This is a genomic window from Yersinia sp. 2541 StPb PI, assembly GCF_052217145.1.
Lineage (GTDB): Bacteria > Pseudomonadota > Gammaproteobacteria > Enterobacterales > Enterobacteriaceae > Yersinia > Yersinia enterocolitica_E.
In genome coordinates, this window is sequence record NZ_JAZGQB010000001.1 from 1,106,911 (window position 1) to 1,131,698 (window position 24,788).

Below are 24,788 nucleotides of genomic sequence, written 5' to 3' on the forward strand. Positions count from 1 at the left end.
CTTATTTTGCTTTGGGTGATGAGTCCTCCGCCAGCCCTAGCTTCAGTAGTTTGCCGTCACTCTCATCAGTTAGCAGATAGACATAACCATCTGGCCCGACCCGGACATCGCGGATACGCTCACCGCGATCACCCAGTAAACGCTCCTCTGCGATCACTTTGTCACCATCCAACTGCAAGCGAATCAACTCTTTCTGTGCCAATGCCCCGATAAATAGTGAATGTTGCCAGGTGGGGAAGCGGGCTGCGTCATAGAAAGCCATGCCGCTGATACCGGGTGATTTCTCCCAGTAATATGCCGGTTGCTCAGTACCCTCGACATGGGTACCTTTCGCCTCTGGAATGGCTAAACCTGAGTAGTTAACACCATGAGTGGCTAATGGCCAGCCGTAGTTTTTCCCGGCCTGCGGGATATTGATTTCATCGCCGCCTTTAGGACCATGCTCATTAGCCCACATTACTTCAGTCCATGGGTTAAGCGCCAGACCCTGTGGATTGCGATGGCCATAGGACCAGATCTCTGGCTTTGCCGGAGACTTATTGGCAAATGGATTATCTTTTACTACCTTACCATCAAGTGTCAGACGTACGATTTTACCTTGATGTAGGCTTAAGTCTTGAGCCGTAGGGCGCTGATTGTTTTCGCCCAGAGTAATAAAGATATGGCCTTGTTTATCAAAGGCTAATTTGCCACCAAAATGGTTGCCGGTAGATAATTTGGGTTGCTGGCGGAAGAATACCTTGAAGTTTTCAATGGCTGTCCCCTGAGGATTAAGATGGCCATAACCCACGGCGGTGCCCGCTTTACCCTCTTTTCCCACTTCAGCAAAACTTAGGTATATACGGCGATCCTGAGAGAATGTCGGTGATAATGCCACTTCTAGCAGACCACCTTGCCCCTTGGCATAGACTTCTGGTACCCCCTTTAAAGGTTCTGATAGTGGCTTCCCTGCTTGCCATAAACGTAATTGCCCAGAACGCTCAGTGATTAATATTCCCCCATTATCAGGCAGAAATGCCAGTGACCATGGATGATCCAATCCATCCTGTAATTCCGTTACGGTCACCGCCGGAGCGGCAAGGGCGGCCATCGAAACAAATACGCTAAATAACAGGCCACTCAAGCTATAGCCCAGTGTTCTATTTCCCAATATTGTCATCAGTTGCTCCTTTAAAATGCCAACAACTGTTAACTTTAGAGTATTAAGGGCAAGTCAGCGAATAACACCAGTAAAATCAGCGACTACATTACTGTAGCCAGTGCCATGCTGAGGAGTGCATTCTGATTTCGTTTCACAAAAAAAGCTCACAAGCTGAGCAGACGAAAAAGTGGCAAAGGCTAAGTTCAGACAATTCTGCAAACCGATAAGGTGTCCTAATTAATGATGCTGCCAGCCACTCATGGCTATTGCGAGTACGAGAAATCCATAATTGATGAGTGAATAATCATTAACTTAATGATATATAAATACATTAAACTTAATTCGCCTAGAAAAAGAATCATAATTTTGCGATAAACATCACATTGCATTTGCTTAGAAATGTGAAGAGCATCAATGTGAAAAGTCAATTAGAGACGATTATATGACTAGTTGAATTACTGTCTTAACTATCAACGCCATATACTGCCGACAACCAGAAACAATGGGGCTGGGCAAGGGGCACGATAAAGTACAGATAAAGGGAATTCACCATTGCACTGGCATACAGTTAACGTGTGTCTTTTGAACATCAAAAGGTGTTGGGTATGGAAAAGAAAAAAATTTATCTATTTTGCTCAGCCGGTATGTCTACCTCGCTACTGGTTTCCAAAATGAAAGTACAAGCAGAGAAGTATGAGGTGCCAGTGATTATCAATGCTTACCCCGAGGCCCTGGCCGCAGAACATGGTGCCCAAGCGGATGTCATCTTGTTAGGACCACAAATCGCTTACATGTTGCCTGAAGTTGCAAAAATGTTCCCCAATAAACCCGTTGAAGTGATCGACGCGCTCCTATACGGCAAAGTCGACGGTCTGGGGGTATTAAAAGCTGCCGTAGCCGCAATAAAAAAAGCAAAACAATAAGGGGTGCACTGTGAGCGCATTTATTAATTCTCTGGAAAGGGTCATCTTGCCTTTTGCTATTAAAATAGGCAGACAGCAACATATTAATGCTATCAAGAATGGGTTTATTCGGCTGATGCCGTTAACCCTGACGGGTGCCATGTTTGTACTGATCAACAACGTTTTCTTAAGTTTTGGCGAAGGGTCGTTCTTTTTCTCAATGGGCGTACGATTAGATGCCGATACCATTACCATGCTCAATGGTTTTAAAGCGATAGGCGGCAACGTTTATAACGGTACTCTCGGTATCATGTCGTTAATGACACCATTTTTTATCAGTATGGCGTTGGCTGAAGAGAAAAGGGTCGATCCTCTGGCTGCGGCCCTGCTGGCAATTGCTGCCTTTATGACCGTGACGCCATACAGTGTTGGCGAGGCCTATGCCGTCGGGGCTAATTGGTTGGGAGGGGCGAATATTATCTCCGGTATCATCATCGGTTTGGTGGTTGCAGAGCTCTTTACCTTTATCGTGCGACGTAACTGGGTTATCCGCCTGCCAGACAGTGTGCCGACATCAGTTTCCCGTTCTTTCTCTGCATTAATTCCCGGGTTTATCATTCTTTCCATCATGGGCGTGATTGCTTATGCCCTTGGATTGCATGGCACCAACTTCCACCAGATCATTATGGACACCATTTCAGCACCGTTGTCGAAAATGGGCAGTGTTGTGGGATGGGTGTATGTCATGTGCTCCTCACTGTTGTGGTTCTTCGGGATACACGGTGCGATGGCCTTATCTGCACTGGAAAGTGGCATTATGATGCCATTTGCATTGGAGAACGTCGCAACCTATACCCAGTATGGTTCTGTTGTTGCGGCGCTGGCTGCCGGTAAAGAATTCCATATGTGGGCTAAGCCGTTTGTTGACTCCTATATCTTCTTGGGAGGCACTGGCGCAACACTTGGACTGGTTATTGCCATCTTTATTGCTTCTCGCCGTGAAGACTATCGTCAGGTAGCAAAATTGGGTGCACCGGCTAGTATTTTCCAGATTAATGAACCTATCCTATTTGGTTTGCCGGTCATAATGAACCCGCTGTTCTTTATTCCGTTCATCTTGGTTCAACCGGTATTAGCAATTATCACTTCAGTGGCGTATTACACCGGCCTTATTCCGCCAATCACCAATATTGCGCCGTGGACCATGCCGGTCGGCTTAGGTGCCTTCTTCAATACCAACGGCAGCATTGCCGCGATGTTATTAAGTTTATTCAACTTAGGTATCGCGACATTGATGTATTTGCCATTCGTAATAATTGCCAATAAGGCGCAGAGCGAGATAGATCGTCAGGTTGAAAGTGAAGAAGAGATTGCTGATAGCTTGAAATTCTAAGCGTTAAATCTGTTTATCGTATAAGGCTGGAGGCCGGTATGAAATATCAATTTCCCGATGATTTTTGGTGGGGCAGTGCCACCTCCGCAGCCCAATCCGAAGGGGCGTCACTGCGGGATGGCAAGAGCAAGAACATCTTCGATTATTGGTACGAAATTGCACCGGAACGTTTTCATGGTCAGATTGGTCCTGAAAACACCTCCACCTTTTACGATAACTATCAGCAAGATATTTTGCTATTAAAGCAACTGGGCCATAACACGTTCAGGACATCGATTTCATGGTCGCGGCTGATACCAAAGGGTGACGGTGAGCTTAACCCCAAAGCTGTCACGTTTTATAACGCGGTGATCGATAGCCTACTGGCGAATGGCATTACCCCTTTCATCAATCTCTATCATTTTGATATGCCGTTATGCATGCAAGAGAAAGGCGGTTGGGAAAATCGTGCGGTTGTGGAAGCCTATGGCCGCTATGCTAAAAGCTGCTTTATGTTGTTTGGTGATCGGGTAAAGCATTGGTTTACTTTTAATGAGCCGATTGTGCCTGTTGAAGCCGGCTACCTGAACGACCTGCATTACCCTGGTGTGGTTGACTTTAAACGTGCGGTGACTGTTGCTTATCACAGCGTATTGGCCCATGCCAACGCGGTGCAAAACTACCGAGAGTTAAAGCAGGGGGGGGAAATTGGTATCATTTTGAACCTCACCCCGACCTATCCTCGCTCCGACAGTGCGCCAGACCTGATTGCAGCTAATCATGCCGATTTATTGCTTAACCGTAGCTTCCTCGATCCCGTCACCAAGGGGATATACCCTGATGAACTGATTACGTTGCTGCGAGAGCACGACTTATTGCCACAAATTGAAAACGGTGATTGCCAGTGCATTGCGGCGGGCGTCGTTGATCTGTTAGGGGTTAACTATTATCAGCCAAGACGGGTTCAGGCGAAAGATATCCCAACCCCTCGAGGGCTGGTGAAAACGCCGGAGGATTTGTTCAGTTTTTATGCGATGCAAGGGCGCAAAATCAACCCGCATCGTGGTTGGGAAATCTACGAAAAAGGGCTGTATGACATCCTGAAAAATCTAAGAGAGAATTATAACAATATTGCGTGTTATATCTCTGAGAATGGCATGGGTGTTGAGGGCGAAGAGCAGTTTATCACGCCATCAGGTAGGGTTGATGACCAGTATCGCATCGAATTTATCCGTGCACATTTGAAGTGGCTACATCAAGCATTACAAGAGGGCAGTAATTGTAAAGGGTATCATCTGTGGACCTTTATTGATTGCTGGTCTTGGCTCAATGCATACAAAAACCGCTATGGTTTAGTTCGGTTGAATATTGCCGACCAGACGCGAGTATTGAAACAAAGTGGCTACTGGTTTGCTGATGTCGCCAGGCAGAATGGTTTTAATTAATGGCTTTAATTTACGGAGTAACAATAGCATGTTTGATTTAGATAAAATCGTGGGTGAGGTGCAGCCTACCGATGAGATGGAAGATGTGGTTATGGGGCTGATTATCAACGCCGGGCAAGCCAGAAGTTTGGCCTACAAGGCTCTGAAACAAGCCAAGGCGGGTGACTTTTCCCAAGCGGATGAGCTGATGGTGCAATCTCGTCTGGCGCTGAATGAAGCACATTTAGTTCAGACCAGGTTGATTGAAGCTGATCAAGGTGAGGGGAAAACCAAAGTAACATTGGTGCTGGTACATGCTCAGGATCATTTGATGACGGCAATGTTAGCCAGAGAGTTAATTGATGAGTTGATCGAATTGCATCGAAAGTTACAGTGAACTTTGTCTAACACATTGGCTATTTTGAACGAGGGTGAAGGTAAATAAGATGGAAGTCAGATTAGTACGTCAAAAAGATTTTTTTAACGGAAAAGAATTCCATCTGTTTATTTATAACAAAACGGAAAGTGCCACCGGCTTACATCAGCATGATTATTATGAATATACGTTGATATTAACCGGTATGTGTTATCAGGAAATAAACGGTAAGCGAGTCTTTTTAGAGCGCGGCGATTTTGTTTTTATTCCGATGGGGTCCCATCATAAAAGTTTCTATGAGTTTGGTGCTACCCGTATTCTGAATGTGGGAATAAGTAAAACCTTCTTTGAAGAGCACTATTCTCATCTATTATCGCGGCCTATTGTGGCCTCTCAGGCTTATCGCCTAAAGGGTGATTTTCTCTCTTATATTGAATCGGCAATTTCTGCGCCACACTTTAGGGACGATGAGCTTACTGAACTGGTAGAACTGCTGACTTTTTATGTCACTAACCGCATCAGCCATCATAAAGAAAGTGACACTAACGACGATATTCCACTGTGGCTGAAGACCAGTATCGACAAAATGCATGATAAGTCGATGTTTGGTGAAAAAGCGCTGGTGAATATGATCGAACTGTCTGGCAAAACCCAAGAGTATTTGACCCGCGCTACCCGGCGTTATTACCAAAAAACGCCGATGCAGATTATCAATGAAATCAGAGTTAACTTTGCTAAAACTCAACTTGAAATGACAAATTATCTGGTCTCTGACATTGCTTTTGAAGCAGGTTACAGCGATACCACGTTATTTATTAAAAACTTCAAAAAACTCACCTCTTTTACGCCGGGGAACTATCGCAAAAAATTCAACTGCGTCAGAGAGGGGTTATCCGATTAGCTTCCGGCCAGATAGCTGCTACTGGAATGGCCTGACAAGGTACCCTCAATGGAAAAGTTACTTATTGTTAATGCTGATGATTTTGGTCTATGCAAAGGTCAAAATTACGGAATCATTGAAGCATTCCGGCATGGTGTTGTCTCATCGACTACAGCGATGATGAATTGTGCGGATATCTATCATGCAGCGGAACTGAGTAAGCAAAATCCAACGTTGGCTGTGGGGATGCATTTTGTTCTCACTTACGGGCGGCCGTTAACGTCAATGCCATCATTAGTTGATGCCAGCGGTGCTCTGGGCAAATGGTTGTGGCAACGCGCCGAAGCGGGTGAGCTGAATCCTGGCGAGATAGCTCGGGAGTTGGCGGCTCAGTTTGATAAGTTTGTTGCTGTCTTCGGCCGTGCACCCACTCACATCGACAGCCATCATCATATACATATGTTGCCGCAAATTTATCCGCTGGTTGTTGCTTTTGCCCACGAGAAATCTCTTCCACTGCGTATTGATCGCAATGAAGTACAGCGGCATGAGATTGTGCTTAATAACCCGCGAAGCAGTGAGTGGTTCGATGCCGGTTTTTATGGTGAGGCTTTATCTGAGCAGACATTTTTGCAGTTGTTGGAAAATGCCAGTCAAAAAGCAATTAACTCACTTGAGATTATGTGCCATCCGGCGTTTGTTGATAACATCCTCATGACCAGCGGCTATTGTTATCCACGCTTGACCGAGTTGGACGTGCTGACGTCGCCGGCATTAAAGCAAGCCATTGAGCAGCGTGGCTATAGATTGGGGTCATATTTGGATTGCTGAAATTATTAACATAAAGTCGCCCTTTGCCGATAATCATTATACTGACTTAGCGAGTGATAAGGATATGTCCGATGGGTATAAATGCGAGCTTACCAATAGCAGCAACGACGGGAAATGGCAGCAAGAATACTGCAAGTGCAGGAAATGATTTGGCATCTCAGATAAAGAATGTAATAGCAAAAATCGCTGAGGTTACGCAAAAACTCAAAGATGGCATTGATATGTCAGAAGATCAGCGAAAAAGTATTCAAGCTCAATTAACGATGTTACAGCAACAACTGGCTGAGTTGTTACGTCGTCAGACACAACAAGCGCAGCAAAAGCATGATGGGAAAAGTAGTGCTATTGAGAACGTAGGCCAGATAAAAGCACAAGATGGCAATATAGATATCTATATTTGATTCATTAAATTTTAATAAACTAACAGTATTAGCAATTACTTTTCAGGCCTCGCTTTTGAGGCTTTTTAACTAATAAAGAGAGTTCGTTATTATGTTTTTGGGCGTTTGAATATATTGTATTTTTTGATGAAAATTGAGTTAAGATCCGTGTCGCATTCCTAAACGTATCCTCATGTAGGAAAGTGATGCGGGGATAAACGCCCAGCGACTGTTGAGGTAATTGGTAAAGCATTAAAAAAATCGAGGCCGAGGTATAAATGACCGCAAAAGTTAAGGCTAGCTTGGCTGGTGGTATTTGTTCCGCGGCGGCAATTATTTCTGTCCAACATCCCTTGTAGCGACTCATTTTATCCTTTTTACATCGGGGTGTTTTTCACTCGCGGCTTCATGGTAGATATCAGCTAACCACCCAGCTATTTCTTCCTCAGTCAAAAATGAAGGAATAATGACGTCATATATTCGAGATGATTTCCCCTCATTGCAATCTACTCGGAATAGCTGCCATTCATTGGCAACACTTTTAACACCCAAGCGGCGACCAAAAACACCATAAATGAGCATAACAGGGTCCTCTATCTCAATATGTACGTTCAGTTAACTCCTATAGCAAATAAAGTTCAATATTGAAATTATGAGGATATTCCTCATGCCTGAATAATTGTCTCACCAAAAGGTGGGGGATCAAAATATGGCGCGATGTTGATTAGTTACCATTGCTAATGGTGGTGTTCTTAGGTTTAGTATTTAACAGCTACCGCTTCATTGTATGAAATAAGACCATTCTATATGGCTTATATAGATAGGATTAGCTAGATTTAATTTATATATAGCGACTAGCAAAGGTAATAGAAAATGTTTAAGCACCGTTTGTCTGTGATCGCATTAGCGCTGATTGCTTCTCTATCGTTATCTTCAGCCCCTTCCATAGCTAATCCCGGTAATGGGAATGGCGGTGGACACGGAAACAGTGGCGGAAACCACGGTAATAGTGGGGGCAATGGACCCGCTAATAAGGGGAGTAAAGCCAAAAATGGTAGTGATAATTTAGTTTCAGTAAATCTAACCTATGACCGTGTGCGCCCATTAGCTGTTAATTACGGATTGACTGGTTATCAGTCATTACCTCCCGGTATCGCTAAAAATCTGGCACGGGGTAAGCCGCTTCCACCAGGCATCGCTAAGAAAGCAGTTCCTGCATCTTTACTGGGGCAGCTACCTGCTTACCCAGGATATGAGTGGCGTATAGTTGGCAATGACTTAGTACTTATTACATTAAGTACAGCGATTGTTGCATCAGTAATAAATGGCGTATTCGATTAAGTATCCAAAGAAGGATACTCATCAGCGATTTTAACCACCTACGAGTTTAAGCCACTGGCCTTATAAGCCGGTGGCTTTTCATTTGAAATATTTATCTAGTGGATCGAAGTATCGGTACTTTCTGTAGAAAGCTAACATTCTGGCGGGACTTAGACTATACCGGATCATACAACTTATGGCTGCGGGATGTTCCACGACACACCGGCAAAGCTTTCAATGACAGCAAGTCGTTTGTCTGCAGGAACCGGACAGGCAATATCAGCACAAGCTCAAATAACGATAATTCAATGACTGGGACGGAGATCTATGGTAGATCTCTGCTGTTATGGAATGGTATATCACAGCAAAACAGACTTTAATTCTGAGTTAATTCAATATTAAACCCACCTTAAATATTCAGAGTGGTAAACAGATTAAAGCCAAATAATAGCGAATGGAATCTAAATGAAAGAACTATTGATACTAATAGCAACACTAGTAATCTGGGTGATTGTTGCTAAATTTTTAGCTAAATATTTCATTCATAAAGGGCATCGAGACTTGATGAGTAAAACAAGTGGGGTTATTGTTGGTGCAGTTGTTGCTTTTACTTTTTTGATTATTGTGGTAATCCCGATACCGGAAGAGACAATATTGACATCAGCCAACTCTCGCTCATCCGTCACAACGACTATACCAGAAAAAACAATTGATAAGCATGAAGAAAAGACGAAATCAATCGCGCCTCAAGTGCTTATAGAGGAACCTCGCAATCCTGATAATAATGAAAGCATAAAGACGTTGGGTATTAGCCCGGACATTTTTGAAAAAAGAATGAATGCCAACTTAGAAACATCTAATAGTTCGCTTAGACTAAAAATTAATTTAAAAAAAAATGGAGTTAAGAATACGTTCAATTATGCCTTTAATGATCATTTGGTTATTGTGGGAACGATCGACAAACCCAGTCAAAAATTATCAGAGATAACCCTGATAACAAGCGGCGATGGGACTGCTAAGTCTGGTATAGATATTGGCGCTGTGGTTGTTTCGGCTTTCTCCGCCACGCTGGGAGAAAATACGATGAAAACGGGTGAGCCAGGAATAATAATGATGAAACTGATGGCAATGAATAAGAGCAGCACAAAAGATAATGAACCAAGCTCAACCATTTTTAATGGCATAAAATTTAGTTTTTTCAGTAGTGATACTACCGGTTATCGGTTTACAGCAGAACCAGCCTGATTCCATATTATCAGCAATATAGGAAATGCTATCGTTATCAAAATAGCGGGGTAATGCTAGGTAATTTCTACAGCCAGGGCATCGCTCAATTAGGATTATTTGATGATAATCAGCCAGAAATTAACAGTGCAGTGCTGATGGCTGCGCTAGACGATATTAATAGGTCAGACAAAGGAAAGGTGTGGTTTGCCGGACAAGGCATACAGAAAGCATGGCAGATGAAACGTGAGATGCTATCACCAGTTTACACCACCAGGTGGGCTGAATTACCGGTTGTGAGATGAAGGTGGTAAGTAGTGAATGGGGCTCAACACTGAATAGACATATTGAGCCATAGCGACCAAATATAGACGGAGTTTTACCATTCTCTTACCATTGATTTACCATTGCCAAATCCCAAAGAAAACCAACCCTAACGGATTGGTTTTCTTTGGGATATTTAGTCGGCATGAGAGGATTTGAACCTCCGACCCCCGACACCCCATGACGGCGATCTATAGGCGAAAAAAAACCTCTGGGTTAGCAGAGGCTTTTTAATCTTCAAAGGAGCCGCGTATTTTTTACGTATCCTTTTTGGTCCAAACTAGGTCAGTGCTTCGTCCGGTCATTTATCATAAGTCACTGGTTTATATGATACTGTCCGGTCACTGTCCTATCAAAAGTGGGCTGGGGTCCCTGTGATTAAGCGTATAATAAATTGATTTTTATAATTATTTTGTTTTTATATTTAATTGAGGGTTCAATGAAGGGACCAAAGAAACAACATGAGCAAAGTTGTTTCGTCTTTCAGCGTTAAAATCATCGATAACGCTAATGCTGAGGAGTTGAACTCACGACAAGCATCAAAATCTATTAGGGTCAGAAATAGCATATTTAACGCTCGGTGGTAAATCTTACACCTACCCAAACATTTTTTAGCCTGAAGCAAGATGAATAACAGATGATAGTTCAGAATTTAAACTCAAAGAAATTAACCGCATGATAAATAACAAAATATTAAATAACTTCAAATAGAGTAAAAAAATAGCACTTTTTGCAAAAATGCTTCAAAGCCCACGGCAACTGGCTTTCGTTACTCCCATCTCTAATCTGCCTAAAAATCCCTCACATCTTGATCAATTCGTGCTTTTTGAGAGTTGATCGTCATAAGCGATCTGAAGATACTACCTCCATCAAAACAACAATGGAGAAATGTATGACAGAAAGAAAAAGATTTATCCGTTTACCTGAAGTGCTGAAAAGAACGGGTCTTTGCAAAGCTTGGATCTATAAACTTATTAGTCAAGATCGTTTCCCTGAACCTATAAAGCTTGGTGAGCGTGCAATAGCATTTGTCGAGAGTGAAATAGATGAATGGATTGATCAGATGATTGAGTTATCCCGAAATAAATCGGCCTGATATTTCAATATCGTAAAATAAAAATATTGTTATAAAAATATAGATGAAAACTGTATGGAATTCTTTTAACTAAAATAAGGTGATAAATATGAAGATTAAAACTTTTGAAAATACAGCAACAGAGTTTTTTTATGTGTTATCAATGAAGATTTATGTAGAGGCGGTCAGTGATACAGAAGAAAGTTATAGTGTATTTTGTGACCGAGCAATGAATATTCCATTTATGGATGCATTCTTTTCAGAAATAATAAGTCTCATAGAGAAAAACTTTAATCACTATGTCAAACGTTATGGCGCAGATGAAAAACTAGCAGATGTTGATTTCAAAGCAGTGAAAAGAGCGCTGTTTGAAACTCACACCGAGGCATTAGAAATAAACGAGTGCTGATTTTTAATAGGAATATTCATTCTATATTAACGCATATCGTAAGTTAATAAAAATACCAGTAATGCTTATTTAGCCCCGAAAGGGGCTGATAGAACTACGCCATCAATTTGAACTAAATATAATGAGGTGTTAAATGAAAAATAGATTAACTGTTAAATATTTTAAAAATAAAAATTCATTTTTCTTCTATGCAGTATCCTTAATAACATGTCAGGAAAGTATTGATGAAATCAGCAGCTATTACAATGGTAATAGAACTGATTCATTAAGCAACGATGTTTTATTGAAACTTCTGATAAACAATATCGTTATGTATATATTCAATAACTTTGAAAATATGGTTGAGACCTATGGATATAATGAAAACCTTGATGAGGTAGATTTAGACCAAGTCATAGAGAAGCTCGGTGTTATCCTGAAAGAAAAAATAAGTGAAGGGTTAGTCTAACCATTATGATTGATATCTGGCCTCTAACGAGGCTGGGATAGATAATCTACGGTTTCTCTTAGTGTTGTATCATATATTACTTGTATTGGCTCAGACTTGATCTGCCATTGTCACGATACAGAGCTTAACCTAATCTGATAGGCAGCTTTGTGCCAGAAGCAGACGTTCAAGCAAGACTCAACCAATATCATATCAAGGTTGTCTGTAGGTTGTCTGTAGGTTGACTTGTGGCAGTCGAGGCATAAAACTGGACCTTCTATAGAATTCGGGAGTCACAAAATACTTTTAGATAAAGAAAATTCATGTTTGTGCCTCTGAATTTTGCAGTTACACATGCTATATATGGCTGCTATTATGTTCTATCTTACTCGTAAAAAGCAGGATAAAATCACCTGTTACCTGTTACCTGTTACCTGTTACCTGTTACCTGTTACCTGTTTTTATTCTCCTAGTTACAGGGTTTACCAAGATAGTTATTTGGCCTGACTACGATTTAGTGATAGAAGCAGATGTTGTTCACCCTTATGTGCTAATCTCTGGGGAGCAGGCCACTGAGCACCAAAAGGCTCAAACGTGTGGCGCCAAACTGGATACATTCACAGTATTAGCGATTCTATGTTTACAGGAGGAAAAAGTGAAAGAAGAGAAACTTGAAATTAAAGGAATTAAAATAGATGGTCTCTTTGAAGAATTCAATTACTCACTTTCTTTTAATCATGATATTAACATAATAACATCTCCCAATGGGTATGGTAAATCAACAGTATTAAGATTAATTTATAGTTTTTCGACCGCCAACTTTTTCTCTTTTTTCTCTGAGGTTTTTAGTGAGATAACCTTCTTTATAGAGAGTATTGATAGAAAGAACATCAGACCTACATTAAATTCAGATGATGAATATTATTGCGAAGATAACTCCCCAAGTGAAGTTCAGCACCGTTCTATTTTTTTTGAAGGTGACCAAAAAGCTAATAACTATGGATCTACTTACCTCGTACAGATAAAGAAAATGAACAACATTATATCAATAACTGATTTAATTGATAAAAAAAATAAAACGGTTATTATTGATATAGATTCTGAAGGTGGTAGCATTAATGATTTATGGTCAAAGTTTGAACATGACTTTCCGTATATAAATAGAGTCGCATATGACCGTTGGGAAAATGATCTTACAGGTGAATCATATAATAAGGAGTCAATACTTCGAGTCTGTGGCGCTTCAACTTTAGCTCGAAGGAACATTCCAAACATAGAGTGGGTTGATGAAATAGCAAGAAAAATAAAAAGTTATTATATTACAACTGATAGAATAAAAGTAAGCGAATACTCAAATATAGATCCTCGATTCCCTAACTCAAGTCCAAGAAGGCGTAATAATTTCTCAAGAAAATCGATGATTAATATCCTTGCCGGTGATGTCAAATCACAAATTCAGCAAGGTATTAAGAGCCAGTTTGAATTAGGAAGAAGACGAGAGTCAACTTTCCCACAGCGTTTGATACAAAGCCTTCAAGGTGGTGAGGCAACCGCTAGGGTTGAGGATGTCATGAAGTCTATAAAAGACATACAAAAATATGAAGAAAGGTTTTCAACCCTAGGTATTTTATCCAATGAAAAAGAAAGAACTACTGAGCAGTTGAATCAATTCTTTTCATATCAAAATGAAGGGGCTGGACTTACTGTTTTGAAGGTGTACTTGGACGATATTAAATCGAAGTATAAAGTTCTTGACAATCTTGCGATGAAATTGAACTTATTTAAAAACTCAGTAAATAAGTTACTTTCGTTTAAGCAGCTAGAAATTAATTTTGAAAATGGCTTTGTTATTTCTCCTTTACGTAGAGGGGATATTCATCTTGAACTGACAAGTCTTTCATCAGGAGAACAGCACCTTATTGTTATGCTAGGGAAGCTCGTTTTTGGTGCAACTAAAGGTGATGTTGTTCTTATTGATGAGCCAGAAATATCATTTCATCCAGAATGGCAAGAAGATTTCATTGATATAATCAATGAAATAAGAGGAATAAAGGATTTTACCGTAATAATGGCAACTCATTCTCATATTCTTATTGGTGGCAGATGGGATAATGTGATTGAACTGGCTGAACAACATTCACAGGGCAGTGAGTTATGAGTAGATCTCGCGGTAGTTCTTTGAAAAAATATCAAGAAAATCCATCAGTTTTGGTTGGTGCCGCCATACAATCATTTAGAAGCAAAGGCAAAAAAACCATCTTCGTAGAAGGGATTAATGATAAAAGTTTTTTACAACCATGGATCAATGACGGTTTTAGATTTGATGGGTTTGTAGGTAAGGAAGTTGTTGAGGGTGTTGCTAGATATTTTAAGAATGATAGGACTTCTAACAAGTATATTGACTCATCATTTGCTCTAGCTGATATTGACTATGATTTAACAGCAGAAATTGGGACCGTATCCGGAGTTAAGTATTTTTTTATAACCAATGATGCCAACCATGTATATAATGATTTAGATGTTTTTATCTTTAACAGTAAGGGACTGAAAAAGTTATTATCAAATCTTCGCATTGAGCTTTCTCAAAATGAAATAGATGATTTAAGAGATAAGGTTCAGATCGCATCCAGCATCATTGGAAAATATAGAGCTGCCGATTATAAAATGACAGGTGGAAACGAAGAAAAAACAGTACTTAATGGATTGAATATCATTGATTTTTTCGATCCATTATCTCTAGTTATAGATGATGAAAAAATAAGAGAAAGCATAAAAAATTGGTCAGACTCTTTGGATATAGAGGAATTGATTGCGGAAGCTGACAGCATCAGTCGAAAACAACTCGCAAAATGGTCTCTATCGAGAGGACATGACATATCGTTGATGCTCGCAGAACATTTAAAACAAAGATATGGAAAGCACTTTGTATCACCGCAGTTTGTAGAAGAACGTCTTCGCATTGGATGCGAATTGAGCGAGTTGCTAAAGACACACACAGGGCAAAGATTACTCGAATTTGGAGCCCTTCCTTCGGAGTGAGATTAAAAGAACCTATATCAGATAACAGCACTCTGCTTGAGAGGGCTGTTATCTTGGATGCTTCTCTTTAGGTGACAGGTTATTCAGGGGGAATGTCCGCTCCTCGCTCAAAGCAGACTGTCAGATTTGTTTGCGTTCTGCCAGAGAAAACTGTCAGATCAGGTCTGAGCTAATACATATTACTTTAGCTTTTTTTCTTCCTTGACTCTAATCTCTTCAATAAACTTGGCTCTATCACCATTAAAAAGAACCGCAGGATTAATGTAATATATATATTTTGATTTACTTTGTGCGATGATCTTTTTATCAATAAGTTCTTTGATGCCCCTATAGTAAACAGGGTTAGATAAATTAAAGTCACATTGAGCTGCAATGTCTTTTGCTTTTTCAAAGTTCATATAGACTTCATCTTTACCAATGACGTCAGACATCACGAACATAAAAATATAAAAAAGCTTGTTGCCGGTAAGGGTTAGATCAAATAAAACCCGGACTCGTGATATGAATATTTTTACGAACTTGGCTTTATCCACTTCTTGTATCGAGTGGATGACTTTTTCATATTTATCACCTTCGGGTGTTTGAAATTTCTCTCCACGCGCCACAGTTCTTTTTCGGCCTCTGGTTTCTATTTCAATATCATCTTCGAAAATAAATGGGTTTTGGTTAAATGTTTTTCCAGCCATAAATACTCCTTTTTATTATTATGTTTAATCTATATAATATTTTTAATAGAAATGTCAAATATAGTTTGAAGTTTTATCTTCATTTTTTATAGGAGTAATGAAGTAAATACCATCAATAATGAAGTAATCACCATCAATCACGAAGAAAAATCTACAATCGTGAAGAAAGATCTACAATAACGAAGAAAATAGACTTCTAACTCATTGTTACTAAATGAGTTATTTTCCCTTAAGAAGTATAAGAAATATAAGAACTAAGAGGATTGGGCATTCGCCCTAGATTTTTATAACAGATGACGGGCTTTTCTTTTTATTTATCGAGTGCCGAATAAAATGGCACCCAATGACGTTCTGTTAATTTGTTTTTCCGTGTCATTGTATTAGCGGCTACGCCGCGATTTTTTATGGATAAATCCATCATTATCGGAGGCAAGCTCCTCACAGCAGAGTGATTGTTAATGACAATCACAAAGCGCTGCTATCAATTTATATTTTTCCGATATATGGGATTAAGAGTAATCTTTTATTGATAATGATACTATTTCTTCACTGTTGTTTCATTTACCTTCATATTTAGCATTGAAATAGATGCAAACTACTTCACCGAGTGAAGAAAAAAATTTTGATATCATCGTTGGGGCGTAGCCGTGCGACAGCACCATGAGCTTTAGCTCATAAGATAAAGATGTTTTCAAAAAAGATCTCAATAAGTTTTTGCTAAAACGAAGAGAGCAATGATATCAGGAAAGTTTTTTCTAAAACTGGGTGTTAAATTTAAAGATAAAAATACCAATAAATATAAATCACTCAATGTACTTGGTTTGCAGTGCTTTGGTAATATTTTATTTTGATGAAACATATTAAATGCTTAGATAAAACTCAGATTTGAGGAGGAAATAATTGAAACATCTCTTGTCTTAATAAGGCCAGTCTAATGCTGGCCTTTCTTGTTATTAAGTCATTATATAAATCATGATCTTTAAGTTGTTAAAACTTTCCCTGATATTGTATGAATAACTACATATTATCAGATGACTTTTTCATCTTTTTTACTTAAAAAGCCATTAAATCGCTCTCTGAGCTTCATCTCACTCTACTCATCCACTCTCAATATAGCAAGAAATGATCGATTAAAACGATCTATAAACTAACATTGATAGTTTTTAACGATTAATTGGCTCTTATTGATCGGGTTTTTAATTGATATAAACGATCGATAATATACTTATGATAGGTAATGGCTATCATAAGTTTGATTTTGATCGTTACAAACGATATGACGAAAAACAAAAATAATTTAATCCTATCAATTGGTTAAAAAGTTGGTTTGTTCCTTCGTATCAATCGATGCCTCGTATAGAGCCATCTTATTGGTGCCGGAACGGCCTTTATCCTCTCAAACTGACTTCTTTCGAGGGTGTGTATGAGTAAAAGCATTGCGCTATCGCTGGCACTGACGGTTATAGCTTTATCAGGGTGCCAGCAACTTAATGAAGGCGTGAATAAGGTCAATGGGGCGATTAATACCTCGTTATCCTCATTGAACGGAACAGTAGATAACGCATTAGGTCTTTCCACAGCAAAACAAGATACCGGCCCGGCATCCTCAGTTGCTGGCCTTGGTCCTGTCTGTAAGGACTATGAAGAAAATGCAATGGCAGCAGAAAAGAACTGGACGGGTAAACGGATCTCAATTGCTAATGCCACTGTTCTTGAAGTCACTAAAGGCAGGAGTGCCAGCGATATGATGACAGGTATGGAAAAAGCAGCTCATGCGAACTACTACCTTCTGTTTAAAACCTCTGATACCAACTACTGCGGCGGTATGGTCTGGATCAATTATTACTCCGGCCTTGATGATGCTGTTCTGACTTACAAGAAGGATCAGAAGGTTAGCATTACCGGGACTATTAATAATTTCGAAGTTCGTGGTTTCGCAACGGTAAACAATGCCGATATGCCGGTTCGTCTGGTTGTCCTCAAAGACGGCACTATCAGTCATTAATAAAGGATTAAATCTATGCGTAATTTTTTATTCGTTGTTGGTCTCGCGGCTCTATTATCCGGTTGCGGTGAAAAGGGCGATTTTGAAAAAGCGATCAATGCAAGGCTCTCAACATCAGAACTTTGTTACTCACTGAAGGACAATGACTTTGCTTTTAATAAAGGTTTCCCGGTGAAGGTTAACAACGGGTATCGTTCTTCTGGATACAATGCCAGTGATGAGATCTTAAATGGTCTGGCTGAACAGGGATTACTGACTGTTTCACAGCAACCTAATGGCTTTGGCAGCGTGACTGTTTTAGAGGTCACTGATAAAGGCCAAGAGGTTGATTTTTGGAACCGTGAGAAGGGTGCCTGTGTTGGGCATCGTGCTGTTGCTGAGATCAAAAGATGGACTGAGCCAAGTGAAGGTAATGGCGTTAAAATGACGCAAGTTACTTTTACATGGAAACTGGCAGATGTTCCGGGCTGGGTTGATAAAAGTGCTTTTTCTGGTGTGAAGGGTATGGATGAACCTGTTGAAACGAAAATTGTTCTGGTTAAGACCAATGATGGTTGGAAAGCTAACTAAGAAGCTATTGTAAAAACAAAACAATCCGATTCCCTTTCTGTCTAAAAGTCAGAAGGGGATTTATGTCTGTACTGGCTGCCATGCATCAGTGCGCTAGAAAACCTATTCGCAACGTTCTCTCTTTAGCTTCGGTTTGCAAGTCGGGTTCAGTATTCCATCAGGTATGATGAGAGTTATAATCAGTCTTCCGATAATCGCTTCTAATTGGGTTTGTCGCCGGGCAGGTGATTTTTCTAATAATTATTTTTAGGAGAATGATATAAAAGGAAAAAGATATTATAACCGGTGATTTTTTATTTTTATTCGTTAATGTTTTTATCATCTCCACCGAGAAAGTATCAAGATGGAGAATTTTCGATATAGTGTTATCTTCTAATTTAAGTGTTTTTATAAATTACTTTTTTATCTTTTTACTCATTTCTAGTAAACCATCAATAACATCTTTTGATATGTTTTTCATGCAATAATCATCTATGAATTCTTTTGATATTGATATTGACATCATTGGGAAATTATCTTCTCCTGTTATTTGATTAAATGCCGTCATATAACCAGCTAGCCAAAAAGATTTACGCCCATTAATCATGTTTTTAATAATTTGATCCTTTTCTTCATTTTCTTTTTGTGTCAGTTCTGTCCATAATTTGCAATCATAAAGTCCACCATAAACAGTGACATTCTTCGAACTGACTGAAAAGCTAGTCATAATTAGGAAAAATAAAAATAAATTAAATGATTTCATTTTTAGCACCGCCTAATATAAATGTTTTATTTAGAAATCTGGATTCGACTTCAATGATAAAAAATAACTGTATAATATTTATACACGCCCCGATAGTTATACATATTAAACGTAATAAATTACTTCCATGTAAATCATTTAATATGACATTATAAAATCCATAATAAGCAGGTGCTGCCATTAGTATAAATATACCTACTAAAATAGATGTCCTCATAAAAAATGCTGTATAACCATATGATTTAATTTCATTTATTGATTTATCATCACCCAAAAGTGATCTCTCTATTAATGTTCTTGTTTTTTTTGACTGGTTTTTTTTGTCTAATATACTGAATATATTCAAAACGTGAGGATAAGCATTCATTATTATCTTTTCTTCAAGTATTAAATATGTTTCGATTCTACGAGTTATCACTATAGAGCCAAACCAGATAACAAGAAAAATTGGCATGACAATCATAGACCATTGTTCTATATTATATAGCGATATACTTGACTTCATGTCACCAATTGAAAATGGCACATTTAATGGAGTTTCTATATCAAATATTTTTAATTTGTCATTTTTAAAAATATCAATATTTTTATCCAAAATGTTTATTATATTTTCTACACTATCCTTTGTATCAATGATTGAATTCAATTCTTTGTAAACTTCTAAGTTCTTTGTTATAACATCTTCTATCAGAGAGCGTATTATTGTGGTATCGGCACCATGCGCCGCATCAAGGCTAGCGTATTTATTTATGCTAGATCTGTGGGTGATGTCGTTTATTTCTTCAAGATCCATATCATAAGTATAATAATGTGATGGTGTATATACCTTATCAACAATAGGAGGATTAACTGATAGACCTAATTTTTTCCTTATTCTATTGTTCTTTTCTTCTTCAGCCTTGTTATTAATCAAGGATTTTGATTTTTCATATTCATTCTTCCTTTCAATTTCACTATTTTTATATTTTTCATATGCCGAGAGGATTGATTTGGTTCGCTCTATATTCTCTTTTTCTTTGAAGAGCGAAGCTCTTACCTCTTGATATATTTGATATTTATTGGTTGCGGCCGATATTATAATTGAATTGGAAAGAGAGTATATTAATAGGCTAGCGACAATAACTATAACACTTGTATAAAGCAATCGTTCGATTCTCTTCCCTAATTCGTAAAGATGATTCATGTTTTTTCCAAGTGCAGATGTGTTTAGATGTATTTTAAACTATCTAGAACAATATGAAAAGTCATTTAAAACAATAACAATAACAATAACTGGTTGATATATATTGATTATAGAGTGGGTCAGATACTCCCAAAGAATGATTTTATAAATTAAGAATAAATTTTGGTGGGAACTATTTTCGGTCATAACTGTTTTGACTCAAGGCAGACAAGAATACTAAGTTTAGCTAATTGCAGACGAAATCTAATATAATAGATTTTATTCCTATCTAGTAGAATGCAATTTAGATGTCAGTTTATGAAGGCAATATCTCATATTATCTATGCTTGTTAAATCCAGATGGTTTTAATGACGTATTATTCCTACCTCTTCCAGATACTGGTGGAGGAGCAGGAGTGTAATCCAGATCATTATCGGCCTTGTGCTGTTCTTCTTTAGGACGGCTTGGGAAGCGTTTAATCTCAGTGGGTGAAGGCTTGTAATCATCACTGTTCAACCTTAGTCGTTTTTCATGCTCAGAGCGTGAAACATAGATACCCTTAACCTCGTCAAAGACATAGTTTTCAGCAATACGCTTATCATGCTCAGTATCCACGGAAACAGGTGCAGGTTTCTTCTTGGCCCAGATAAATTTTTCTTTGAAGAATTCAGCTATTAGTAAGGTAAAGCGCTTAAAGATACTTGCCTTCTGTGGTTGAACCTGTTTCCTCTTAGTCTTAACTGGAGCGCGTTTAATTGCTCCGGGTGTTGAAGAGGATGAGGTTTTCAGTTTAGTGCGTGTATGTGGCGTAGGAGCAACCAGAACAGGTTTTTGCCCTGTAGATGAAGCGGATTGTGAACCTGTTTCAGTCAGGATAATTTCTACTGGTTCAGGTAGTTCAGATACCGTGAAACTTCTGAGGTCAACAACGATCTGCAGATCTAAATCTTTGAAGGTGTTGTAAGTGGCCTGAGCTTCTTGTTGCATCTCATCACGAACAGCCTGTTCAGTAGCACGATTCTCCTGAACGTGCTTACTGTTCCACTTGGCACGATGAACACGTTGCATAGCTGGACGGCTGGTTGCTGTTGCCTTGGCAATCCATAGCGCTTTTTCTTCAACATCCAATGTAATAGTGGCGTTTTCGAGTGCTTCACTGTGTTGAGCATCAATAGAACGGTGGTCGATACGCTCACTACTGCCAACGGCAGCCAGATAGCGATTGGCAATCACAGACCACGATTCACGCCAAAGGATCACGTTTTTCTTGTCGTTCCAGCTTCTTTCTTTTTTACCGAAGCCATCGGCGGTGATCGATTTTAATGTCAACATCACATGTGCATGAGGATTAGTGCCATCGAGATCGTGAAAGGCGATATCTGCAATCATGCCCTTATCAACGAAAATTTTCTGGCAGTATTCAACAACCAATTTTATTTTATCTTCATTGTTAAGCTCACAGGGAATAGCAACATCAAAATAACGGGCTGTTTGACCATCTTTCTGACGCTCAACCTTTTCTACTTCATTCCATAGGGCGGTAGAGCTTTCAATAATATGGGCGGGTGCGGAAGCAGGCGCTAATATCTGATGATAGAATAAATCTGATCTGTGGCTGAAATCATATGTGTTGCCTGTGCGATCATCTGTTATTTTGCAACGCGCATGGTAGGCAGCCTTCCTACAGGAAGACATGCCCTCAGAACGTTTCACAATTTTAAACTCCAGATGAAATATCGCCATATACTAATTAACCTCAAATATAACCATGCTGCTGTTAGTTTTTTGCAAGAAAAACTCTATGTCTTGACCTTGGTTTTGCTTTTAGCTTGCGGCAGGCAACCCCCGGTAGGGCCCACACGCTCACGAAGTGAGTGTATAAGTGGGCATTGTTTTGATAACAATGTAAAAGCTCTCCTTATTAATTAATACAACTAATATGAAAGGCTGTAAATAAAGAGAAAACAAAACGCCGAATTAAGCGGCGCAATATAGATTAAAGGAAGATGTCATCCGTTAATGTTATTAGATGGCTTCCAATGAATTTCCGAAGGACAAGACGAGTTATCTATTAGGCTATAAAAATAAAATAACTAATGAGATAAATTAAGTAACGTGGTGAGTAAGAGGTTTTGGGAATAACTATTATCTAAAATCCTGTTGCATAAATACATTTCATGGCGGATTAATAGCAGTTAATGCTATCAATAATTTGTTATTTAAATAAATATGATGTAGGTAATAAAGAGAAAGTATAAAAAGGAAATAATATGAGACTTGGTGAACTTGACGACGTGGCATTAATTTTACTTGGCGTTAATGCAATAATGTGGGGAATTAATATCGGACTATTGAGCTTGTGGATAGTGAAATAAATATTACTTATAATATTGATTTTTATTATAAATATGCTAATGAATAAAAAAGGAGTAAAATACAAGGGGCATATATGTTTAAAAAAAACGATGAGGCTATCGATTTGGAAGCCAAAAGGCTGCTTGATGACGGGATCTTTACTGATTTTGAAAAAGCCTATTTAGAAGCAGAAAAAACAATAATATATATAAGGGAAAAAGCAAAAGAGAGACAAGAGAAAAGTAAGTTTCGATTGAAGATAAAATCAATAAAGAAACAACTTAGTTCTGATCATGAAAGTGTGAATATCCCTTACAGAAATAAATACTAAGGGGGATTTATGACAGAAAAGACAATTAAACAACAAATTGCCGCAGCACAAGAACGATTATATTTCTTGGAAGCAAAAAAGAAACAGCAAACAAAAAAAGAAAATACACGTCAGAAAATAATTTTTGGTGCAGAGGTTGCCAAAGTCTTGGGATGTGATATTGGTTATGTAGATAAGGAATTAGTGTATGGTATTTTACTTAACATATCTAATCTTCGTGAGAGTGATATCGAAAAACTCAGACAGCAAGGAAAAATCTACATTAATACCTTTATCAATAAATAATCCTTTCACGTCCGAACGGTGAACCGACTTAAAATTTACTTTTAGGTCGGTGAACTGTTGACCAAGCCCCAGAGGGCGCGGTAGTTAAATTAATTCACTATTTCCCTCATTATGTACCCCATCGCTATTGACCTCTTTTTTATTTTTGTTAATTAATGATTACGTGAAAATAAAAAAGGACGCGAAAATGATTAAACAATATAAAAAAGGATTTTCCTTATTAGAGTTGGTATTGGTTTTAGGGGTTGGCACTGCAATGGCTTTTATTAAATTTCAGGATATGAAAAATGAGCAAGAAGTTGCTATCGCTAATACGGTAGGAGCGCAGATAAAGCAAATTGGTGAAGCGGTTAATCGCTATATCAGTATTCGATATGACAAGCTTTCAACCCTGACAAGCAGCACCAGTCAATCCAATGATCCGGGGCCAAGAGTTTGTTCATCCAATGGCTGCGAAATCACTTATCAGACATTAATTAATGAAGGACTATTGCCTGTCAGTTATACCGGGATAAATGCAAATAAATCTTCGTATAAAGTTTTATTGAAACGTTCAGGTATTGCTCCTAACTATGTGATTAACGGCCTTGTGATGACAACGGCAATATGGAATGAAGGAGGAAAAGTTCGATATGACCTCCTTGGTAAAGCGATGCAATCGGCAGGAATAGACAGCGGAATGACCCGATCACCCACTGTAGCTTCTGGCTATGGTGGTCAATGGAATGAAAAATCATCTGACTACAGCAATATCACTACAGAAGGTTTATTGGCCTATCGTGTGGGCTATGATTCATCAATGTATTCGGTTTATCTGCGCCGTGATGGCACATTGCCAATGACGGGAGACCTGAATATGGGCGGCAAAAGTATTAAAAACGCCAAAGATATTACCGCTGCAGGCACTGTGATGGCTGAGATATTAAAATCGACAGGAGCAACCAATGTTGGCGGTGCCTTAACCGTTGTAGGGAATTCGGCTTTGACTGGTCCTTTAGAAGTAAGATCTACCTTATCGGTCAGTGGTGCTTCAACCTATGGCGGTGTTGTTCAGGTTAATAATGTGATTAACGCCACCGGCAATATCAATACGACTGCGGATATTAACAGTAAGCGTGTCTATTCTGGTTATATTCAGTCGACAGGGCGTATCACATCAGATGAGTATGTTCAGATAAATGGGATTGCTGTATCTGGTGCAACCTGTTCACCTAATGGGCTTATTGGGCGATCAAGTGCAGGGGATATGCTGTCTTGTCAATCCGGTGTTTGGGGTTCAGGTGGAAAGGTAGAAGTTATTTACGGGAGTAATCCTGTATGTTCAGCTAATAAAATCCCTGTAGCACGCTATTGGACGCAACCGGGAGGTTCTAACTATGGCAATTATTGCACCTTACAAACCGGCTGGGCTGGAGTCACGATACCTTCCTGCGAATCGTGTGCAAACTGGGAAAAATGTCATATGGTTTATTCTGCATCGTGGTCAGCAACAGCGTGTAGTTAGTAGATATAGTCTTATTGAAAATA

Annotated in this window: 26 protein-coding genes and 1 pseudogene; 20 read left to right on the forward strand and 7 right to left on the reverse strand. The window is 39.1% G+C overall.

What is annotated here, in order from left to right:
* Position 1: 1 nt before the first annotated feature.
* Entirely contained in the window at positions 2 to 1,159 is a 1,158-nt protein-coding gene (locus tag V1953_RS04860) for a PQQ-dependent sugar dehydrogenase (protein WP_420073648.1), read from the reverse strand.
* Between the two features lie 587 nt (positions 1,160 to 1,746).
* On the opposite strand from V1953_RS04860, the gene V1953_RS04865 reads away from it, so the two are divergent.
* From V1953_RS04865 to V1953_RS04895, 7 genes are all read left to right on the forward strand, one after another.
* Complete coding sequence (locus V1953_RS04865; protein ID WP_005276021.1) at positions 1,747 to 2,064, forward strand: PTS sugar transporter subunit IIB; 318 nt, start codon at positions 1,747 to 1,749, stop codon at positions 2,062 to 2,064.
* A 10-nt stretch (positions 2,065 to 2,074) separates the two neighbouring features.
* Entirely contained in the window at positions 2,075 to 3,436 is a 1,362-nt protein-coding gene (gene chbC / locus V1953_RS04870; RefSeq protein WP_442850708.1) for a PTS N,N'-diacetylchitobiose transporter subunit IIC, read from the forward strand.
* A 38-nt stretch (positions 3,437 to 3,474) separates the two neighbouring features.
* Positions 3,475 to 4,860 (forward strand): glycoside hydrolase family 1 protein, encoded by a 1,386-nt coding sequence (locus V1953_RS04875; RefSeq protein ID WP_442850709.1) that lies wholly within the window; start codon positions 3,475 to 3,477, stop codon positions 4,858 to 4,860.
* A 28-nt stretch (positions 4,861 to 4,888) separates the two neighbouring features.
* A complete protein-coding gene (chbA, locus tag V1953_RS04880; protein WP_083163086.1) occupies positions 4,889 to 5,236 on the forward strand; it encodes a PTS N,N'-diacetylchitobiose transporter subunit IIA in 348 nt (115 codons plus the stop codon).
* 49 nt (positions 5,237 to 5,285) lie between these two features.
* On the forward strand, positions 5,286 to 6,116 hold the full coding sequence (chbR, locus tag V1953_RS04885) for a transcriptional regulator ChbR (RefSeq protein WP_083163087.1): 831 nt from the start codon (positions 5,286 to 5,288) through the stop codon (positions 6,114 to 6,116).
* 48 nt (positions 6,117 to 6,164) lie between these two features.
* Complete coding sequence (chbG, locus tag V1953_RS04890) at positions 6,165 to 6,926, forward strand: chitin disaccharide deacetylase (protein WP_372569499.1); 762 nt, start codon at positions 6,165 to 6,167, stop codon at positions 6,924 to 6,926.
* Between the two features lie 71 nt (positions 6,927 to 6,997).
* Positions 6,998 to 7,327: a FlxA-like family protein gene (locus tag V1953_RS04895; protein WP_442850710.1), complete on the forward strand. Its 330-nt coding sequence runs from the start codon at positions 6,998 to 7,000 to the stop codon at positions 7,325 to 7,327.
* Positions 7,328 to 7,355: 28 nt separating this feature from the next.
* Here the strand turns inward: V1953_RS04895 and V1953_RS04900 are convergent, their stop codons facing one another.
* Both V1953_RS04900 and V1953_RS04905 read right to left on the reverse strand, forming a co-directional pair.
* Positions 7,356 to 7,673 (reverse strand): hypothetical protein, encoded by a 318-nt coding sequence (locus V1953_RS04900; RefSeq protein WP_442850711.1) that lies wholly within the window; start codon positions 7,671 to 7,673, stop codon positions 7,356 to 7,358.
* Entirely contained in the window at positions 7,670 to 7,888 is a 219-nt protein-coding gene (locus tag V1953_RS04905; protein ID WP_442850712.1) for a DUF7661 family protein, read from the reverse strand. The genes V1953_RS04900 and V1953_RS04905 overlap by 4 nt, the downstream gene beginning before the upstream one ends.
* Positions 7,889 to 8,179: 291 nt before the next feature.
* Here V1953_RS04905 and V1953_RS04910 point away from each other — a divergent pair, with 291 nt between their 5' ends.
* From V1953_RS04910 to V1953_RS04945, 8 genes and pseudogenes are all read left to right on the forward strand, one after another.
* Complete coding sequence (locus V1953_RS04910) at positions 8,180 to 8,647, forward strand: anti-virulence regulator CigR family protein (RefSeq protein WP_083163091.1); 468 nt, start codon at positions 8,180 to 8,182, stop codon at positions 8,645 to 8,647.
* 444 nt (positions 8,648 to 9,091) lie between these two features.
* The gene (locus V1953_RS04915) at positions 9,092 to 9,871 is read left to right on the forward strand and encodes a hypothetical protein (protein WP_442820589.1); all 780 of its coding nucleotides are present in this window, start codon (positions 9,092 to 9,094) and stop codon (positions 9,869 to 9,871) included.
* A 29-nt stretch (positions 9,872 to 9,900) separates the two neighbouring features.
* Positions 9,901 to 10,155: pseudogene (locus tag V1953_RS04920) on the forward strand (DUF4113 domain-containing protein); the annotation flags it as partial.
* 911 nt (positions 10,156 to 11,066) lie between these two features.
* A complete protein-coding gene (locus V1953_RS04925) occupies positions 11,067 to 11,270 on the forward strand; it encodes a helix-turn-helix transcriptional regulator (RefSeq protein WP_038822827.1) in 204 nt (67 codons plus the stop codon).
* 88 nt (positions 11,271 to 11,358) lie between these two features.
* Complete coding sequence (locus tag V1953_RS04930) at positions 11,359 to 11,658, forward strand: hypothetical protein (protein ID WP_005172864.1); 300 nt, start codon at positions 11,359 to 11,361, stop codon at positions 11,656 to 11,658.
* A gap of 133 nt (positions 11,659 to 11,791) precedes the next feature.
* Positions 11,792 to 12,106: a hypothetical protein gene (locus V1953_RS04935; RefSeq protein ID WP_442850713.1), complete on the forward strand. Its 315-nt coding sequence runs from the start codon at positions 11,792 to 11,794 to the stop codon at positions 12,104 to 12,106.
* 634 nt (positions 12,107 to 12,740) lie between these two features.
* A complete protein-coding gene (locus V1953_RS04940; protein ID WP_442850714.1) occupies positions 12,741 to 14,243 on the forward strand; it encodes an AAA family ATPase in 1,503 nt (500 codons plus the stop codon).
* Positions 14,240 to 15,124, forward strand: coding sequence for a hypothetical protein (locus V1953_RS04945; RefSeq protein ID WP_442850715.1), 885 nt, complete (start codon positions 14,240 to 14,242; stop codon positions 15,122 to 15,124). Before V1953_RS04940 ends, V1953_RS04945 begins: the two co-directional genes overlap by 4 nt.
* A gap of 179 nt (positions 15,125 to 15,303) precedes the next feature.
* Here the strand turns inward: V1953_RS04945 and V1953_RS04950 are convergent, their stop codons facing one another.
* Positions 15,304 to 15,810: a replication/maintenance protein RepL gene (locus V1953_RS04950; RefSeq protein WP_042570044.1), complete on the reverse strand. Its 507-nt coding sequence runs from the start codon at positions 15,808 to 15,810 to the stop codon at positions 15,304 to 15,306.
* A gap of 1,423 nt (positions 15,811 to 17,233) precedes the next feature.
* On the opposite strand from V1953_RS04950, the gene V1953_RS04955 reads away from it, so the two are divergent.
* A complete protein-coding gene (locus tag V1953_RS04955; RefSeq protein ID WP_234055705.1) occupies positions 17,234 to 17,815 on the forward strand; it encodes a hypothetical protein in 582 nt (193 codons plus the stop codon).
* 15 nt (positions 17,816 to 17,830) lie between these two features.
* The gene (locus tag V1953_RS04960) at positions 17,831 to 18,385 is read left to right on the forward strand and encodes a DNA-directed RNA polymerase subunit beta (RefSeq protein ID WP_442850716.1); all 555 of its coding nucleotides are present in this window, start codon (positions 17,831 to 17,833) and stop codon (positions 18,383 to 18,385) included.
* Between the two features lie 394 nt (positions 18,386 to 18,779).
* Here V1953_RS04960 and V1953_RS04965 read toward each other — a convergent pair whose 3' ends face one another.
* The 3 genes from V1953_RS04965 to mobQ all read right to left on the reverse strand — a co-directional run bounded on the left by V1953_RS04965 (position 18,780) and on the right by mobQ (position 22,033).
* Positions 18,780 to 19,127 (reverse strand): hypothetical protein, encoded by a 348-nt coding sequence (locus V1953_RS04965; RefSeq protein ID WP_050535070.1) that lies wholly within the window; start codon positions 19,125 to 19,127, stop codon positions 18,780 to 18,782.
* Entirely contained in the window at positions 19,114 to 20,310 is a 1,197-nt protein-coding gene (locus V1953_RS04970) for a hypothetical protein (protein ID WP_442850717.1), read from the reverse strand. The genes V1953_RS04965 and V1953_RS04970 overlap by 14 nt, the downstream gene beginning before the upstream one ends.
* A gap of 316 nt (positions 20,311 to 20,626) precedes the next feature.
* Entirely contained in the window at positions 20,627 to 22,033 is a 1,407-nt protein-coding gene (gene mobQ / locus V1953_RS04975) for a MobQ family relaxase (RefSeq protein ID WP_442850718.1), read from the reverse strand.
* 706 nt (positions 22,034 to 22,739) lie between these two features.
* Here mobQ and V1953_RS04980 point away from each other — a divergent pair.
* The 3 genes from V1953_RS04980 to pilV all read left to right on the forward strand — a co-directional run bounded on the left by V1953_RS04980 (position 22,740) and on the right by pilV (position 24,765).
* Positions 22,740 to 22,976 (forward strand): hypothetical protein, encoded by a 237-nt coding sequence (locus V1953_RS04980; RefSeq protein ID WP_234049462.1) that lies wholly within the window; start codon positions 22,740 to 22,742, stop codon positions 22,974 to 22,976.
* A gap of 9 nt (positions 22,977 to 22,985) precedes the next feature.
* Complete coding sequence (locus V1953_RS04985; protein WP_020282882.1) at positions 22,986 to 23,261, forward strand: conjugal transfer protein TraD; 276 nt, start codon at positions 22,986 to 22,988, stop codon at positions 23,259 to 23,261.
* A gap of 187 nt (positions 23,262 to 23,448) precedes the next feature.
* The gene (pilV, locus tag V1953_RS04990) at positions 23,449 to 24,765 is read left to right on the forward strand and encodes a shufflon system plasmid conjugative transfer pilus tip adhesin PilV (protein WP_442850719.1); all 1,317 of its coding nucleotides are present in this window, start codon (positions 23,449 to 23,451) and stop codon (positions 24,763 to 24,765) included.
* Positions 24,766 to 24,788 lie beyond the last annotated feature (23 nt).

Excerpts from the sequence above, each read along its gene's own strand:
- V1953_RS04860 (WP_420073648.1), bottom strand. The coding sequence starts at position 1,159 with ATGACAATATTGGGAAATAGAACACTGGGCTATAGCTTGAGTGGCCTG.
- V1953_RS04865 (WP_005276021.1), top strand. The coding sequence starts at position 1,747 with ATGGAAAAGAAAAAAATTTATCTATTTTGCTCAGCCGGTATGTCTACC.
- V1953_RS04875 (WP_442850709.1), top strand. The coding sequence starts at position 3,475 with ATGAAATATCAATTTCCCGATGATTTTTGGTGGGGCAGTGCCACCTCC.
- chbA (WP_083163086.1), top strand. The coding sequence starts at position 4,889 with ATGTTTGATTTAGATAAAATCGTGGGTGAGGTGCAGCCTACCGATGAG.
- chbR (WP_083163087.1), top strand. The coding sequence starts at position 5,286 with ATGGAAGTCAGATTAGTACGTCAAAAAGATTTTTTTAACGGAAAAGAA.
- chbG (WP_372569499.1), top strand. The coding sequence starts at position 6,165 with ATGGAAAAGTTACTTATTGTTAATGCTGATGATTTTGGTCTATGCAAA.
- V1953_RS04895 (WP_442850710.1), top strand. The coding sequence starts at position 6,998 with ATGGGTATAAATGCGAGCTTACCAATAGCAGCAACGACGGGAAATGGC.
- V1953_RS04900 (WP_442850711.1), bottom strand. The coding sequence starts at position 7,673 with ATGAGTCGCTACAAGGGATGTTGGACAGAAATAATTGCCGCCGCGGAA.
- V1953_RS04905 (WP_442850712.1), bottom strand. The coding sequence starts at position 7,888 with ATGCTCATTTATGGTGTTTTTGGTCGCCGCTTGGGTGTTAAAAGTGTT.
- V1953_RS04910 (WP_083163091.1), top strand. The coding sequence starts at position 8,180 with ATGTTTAAGCACCGTTTGTCTGTGATCGCATTAGCGCTGATTGCTTCT.
- V1953_RS04915 (WP_442820589.1), top strand. The coding sequence starts at position 9,092 with ATGAAAGAACTATTGATACTAATAGCAACACTAGTAATCTGGGTGATT.
- V1953_RS04925 (WP_038822827.1), top strand. The coding sequence starts at position 11,067 with ATGACAGAAAGAAAAAGATTTATCCGTTTACCTGAAGTGCTGAAAAGA.
- V1953_RS04930 (WP_005172864.1), top strand. The coding sequence starts at position 11,359 with ATGAAGATTAAAACTTTTGAAAATACAGCAACAGAGTTTTTTTATGTG.
- V1953_RS04935 (WP_442850713.1), top strand. The coding sequence starts at position 11,792 with ATGAAAAATAGATTAACTGTTAAATATTTTAAAAATAAAAATTCATTT.
- V1953_RS04945 (WP_442850715.1), top strand. The coding sequence starts at position 14,240 with ATGAGTAGATCTCGCGGTAGTTCTTTGAAAAAATATCAAGAAAATCCA.
- V1953_RS04950 (WP_042570044.1), bottom strand. The coding sequence starts at position 15,810 with ATGGCTGGAAAAACATTTAACCAAAACCCATTTATTTTCGAAGATGAT.
- V1953_RS04955 (WP_234055705.1), top strand. The coding sequence starts at position 17,234 with ATGAGTAAAAGCATTGCGCTATCGCTGGCACTGACGGTTATAGCTTTA.
- V1953_RS04960 (WP_442850716.1), top strand. The coding sequence starts at position 17,831 with ATGCGTAATTTTTTATTCGTTGTTGGTCTCGCGGCTCTATTATCCGGT.
- V1953_RS04965 (WP_050535070.1), bottom strand. The coding sequence starts at position 19,127 with ATGAAATCATTTAATTTATTTTTATTTTTCCTAATTATGACTAGCTTT.
- V1953_RS04970 (WP_442850717.1), bottom strand. The coding sequence starts at position 20,310 with ATGAATCATCTTTACGAATTAGGGAAGAGAATCGAACGATTGCTTTAT.
- mobQ (WP_442850718.1), bottom strand. The coding sequence starts at position 22,033 with ATGGCGATATTTCATCTGGAGTTTAAAATTGTGAAACGTTCTGAGGGC.
- V1953_RS04980 (WP_234049462.1), top strand. The coding sequence starts at position 22,740 with ATGTTTAAAAAAAACGATGAGGCTATCGATTTGGAAGCCAAAAGGCTG.
- V1953_RS04985 (WP_020282882.1), top strand. The coding sequence starts at position 22,986 with ATGACAGAAAAGACAATTAAACAACAAATTGCCGCAGCACAAGAACGA.
- pilV (WP_442850719.1), top strand. The coding sequence starts at position 23,449 with ATGATTAAACAATATAAAAAAGGATTTTCCTTATTAGAGTTGGTATTG.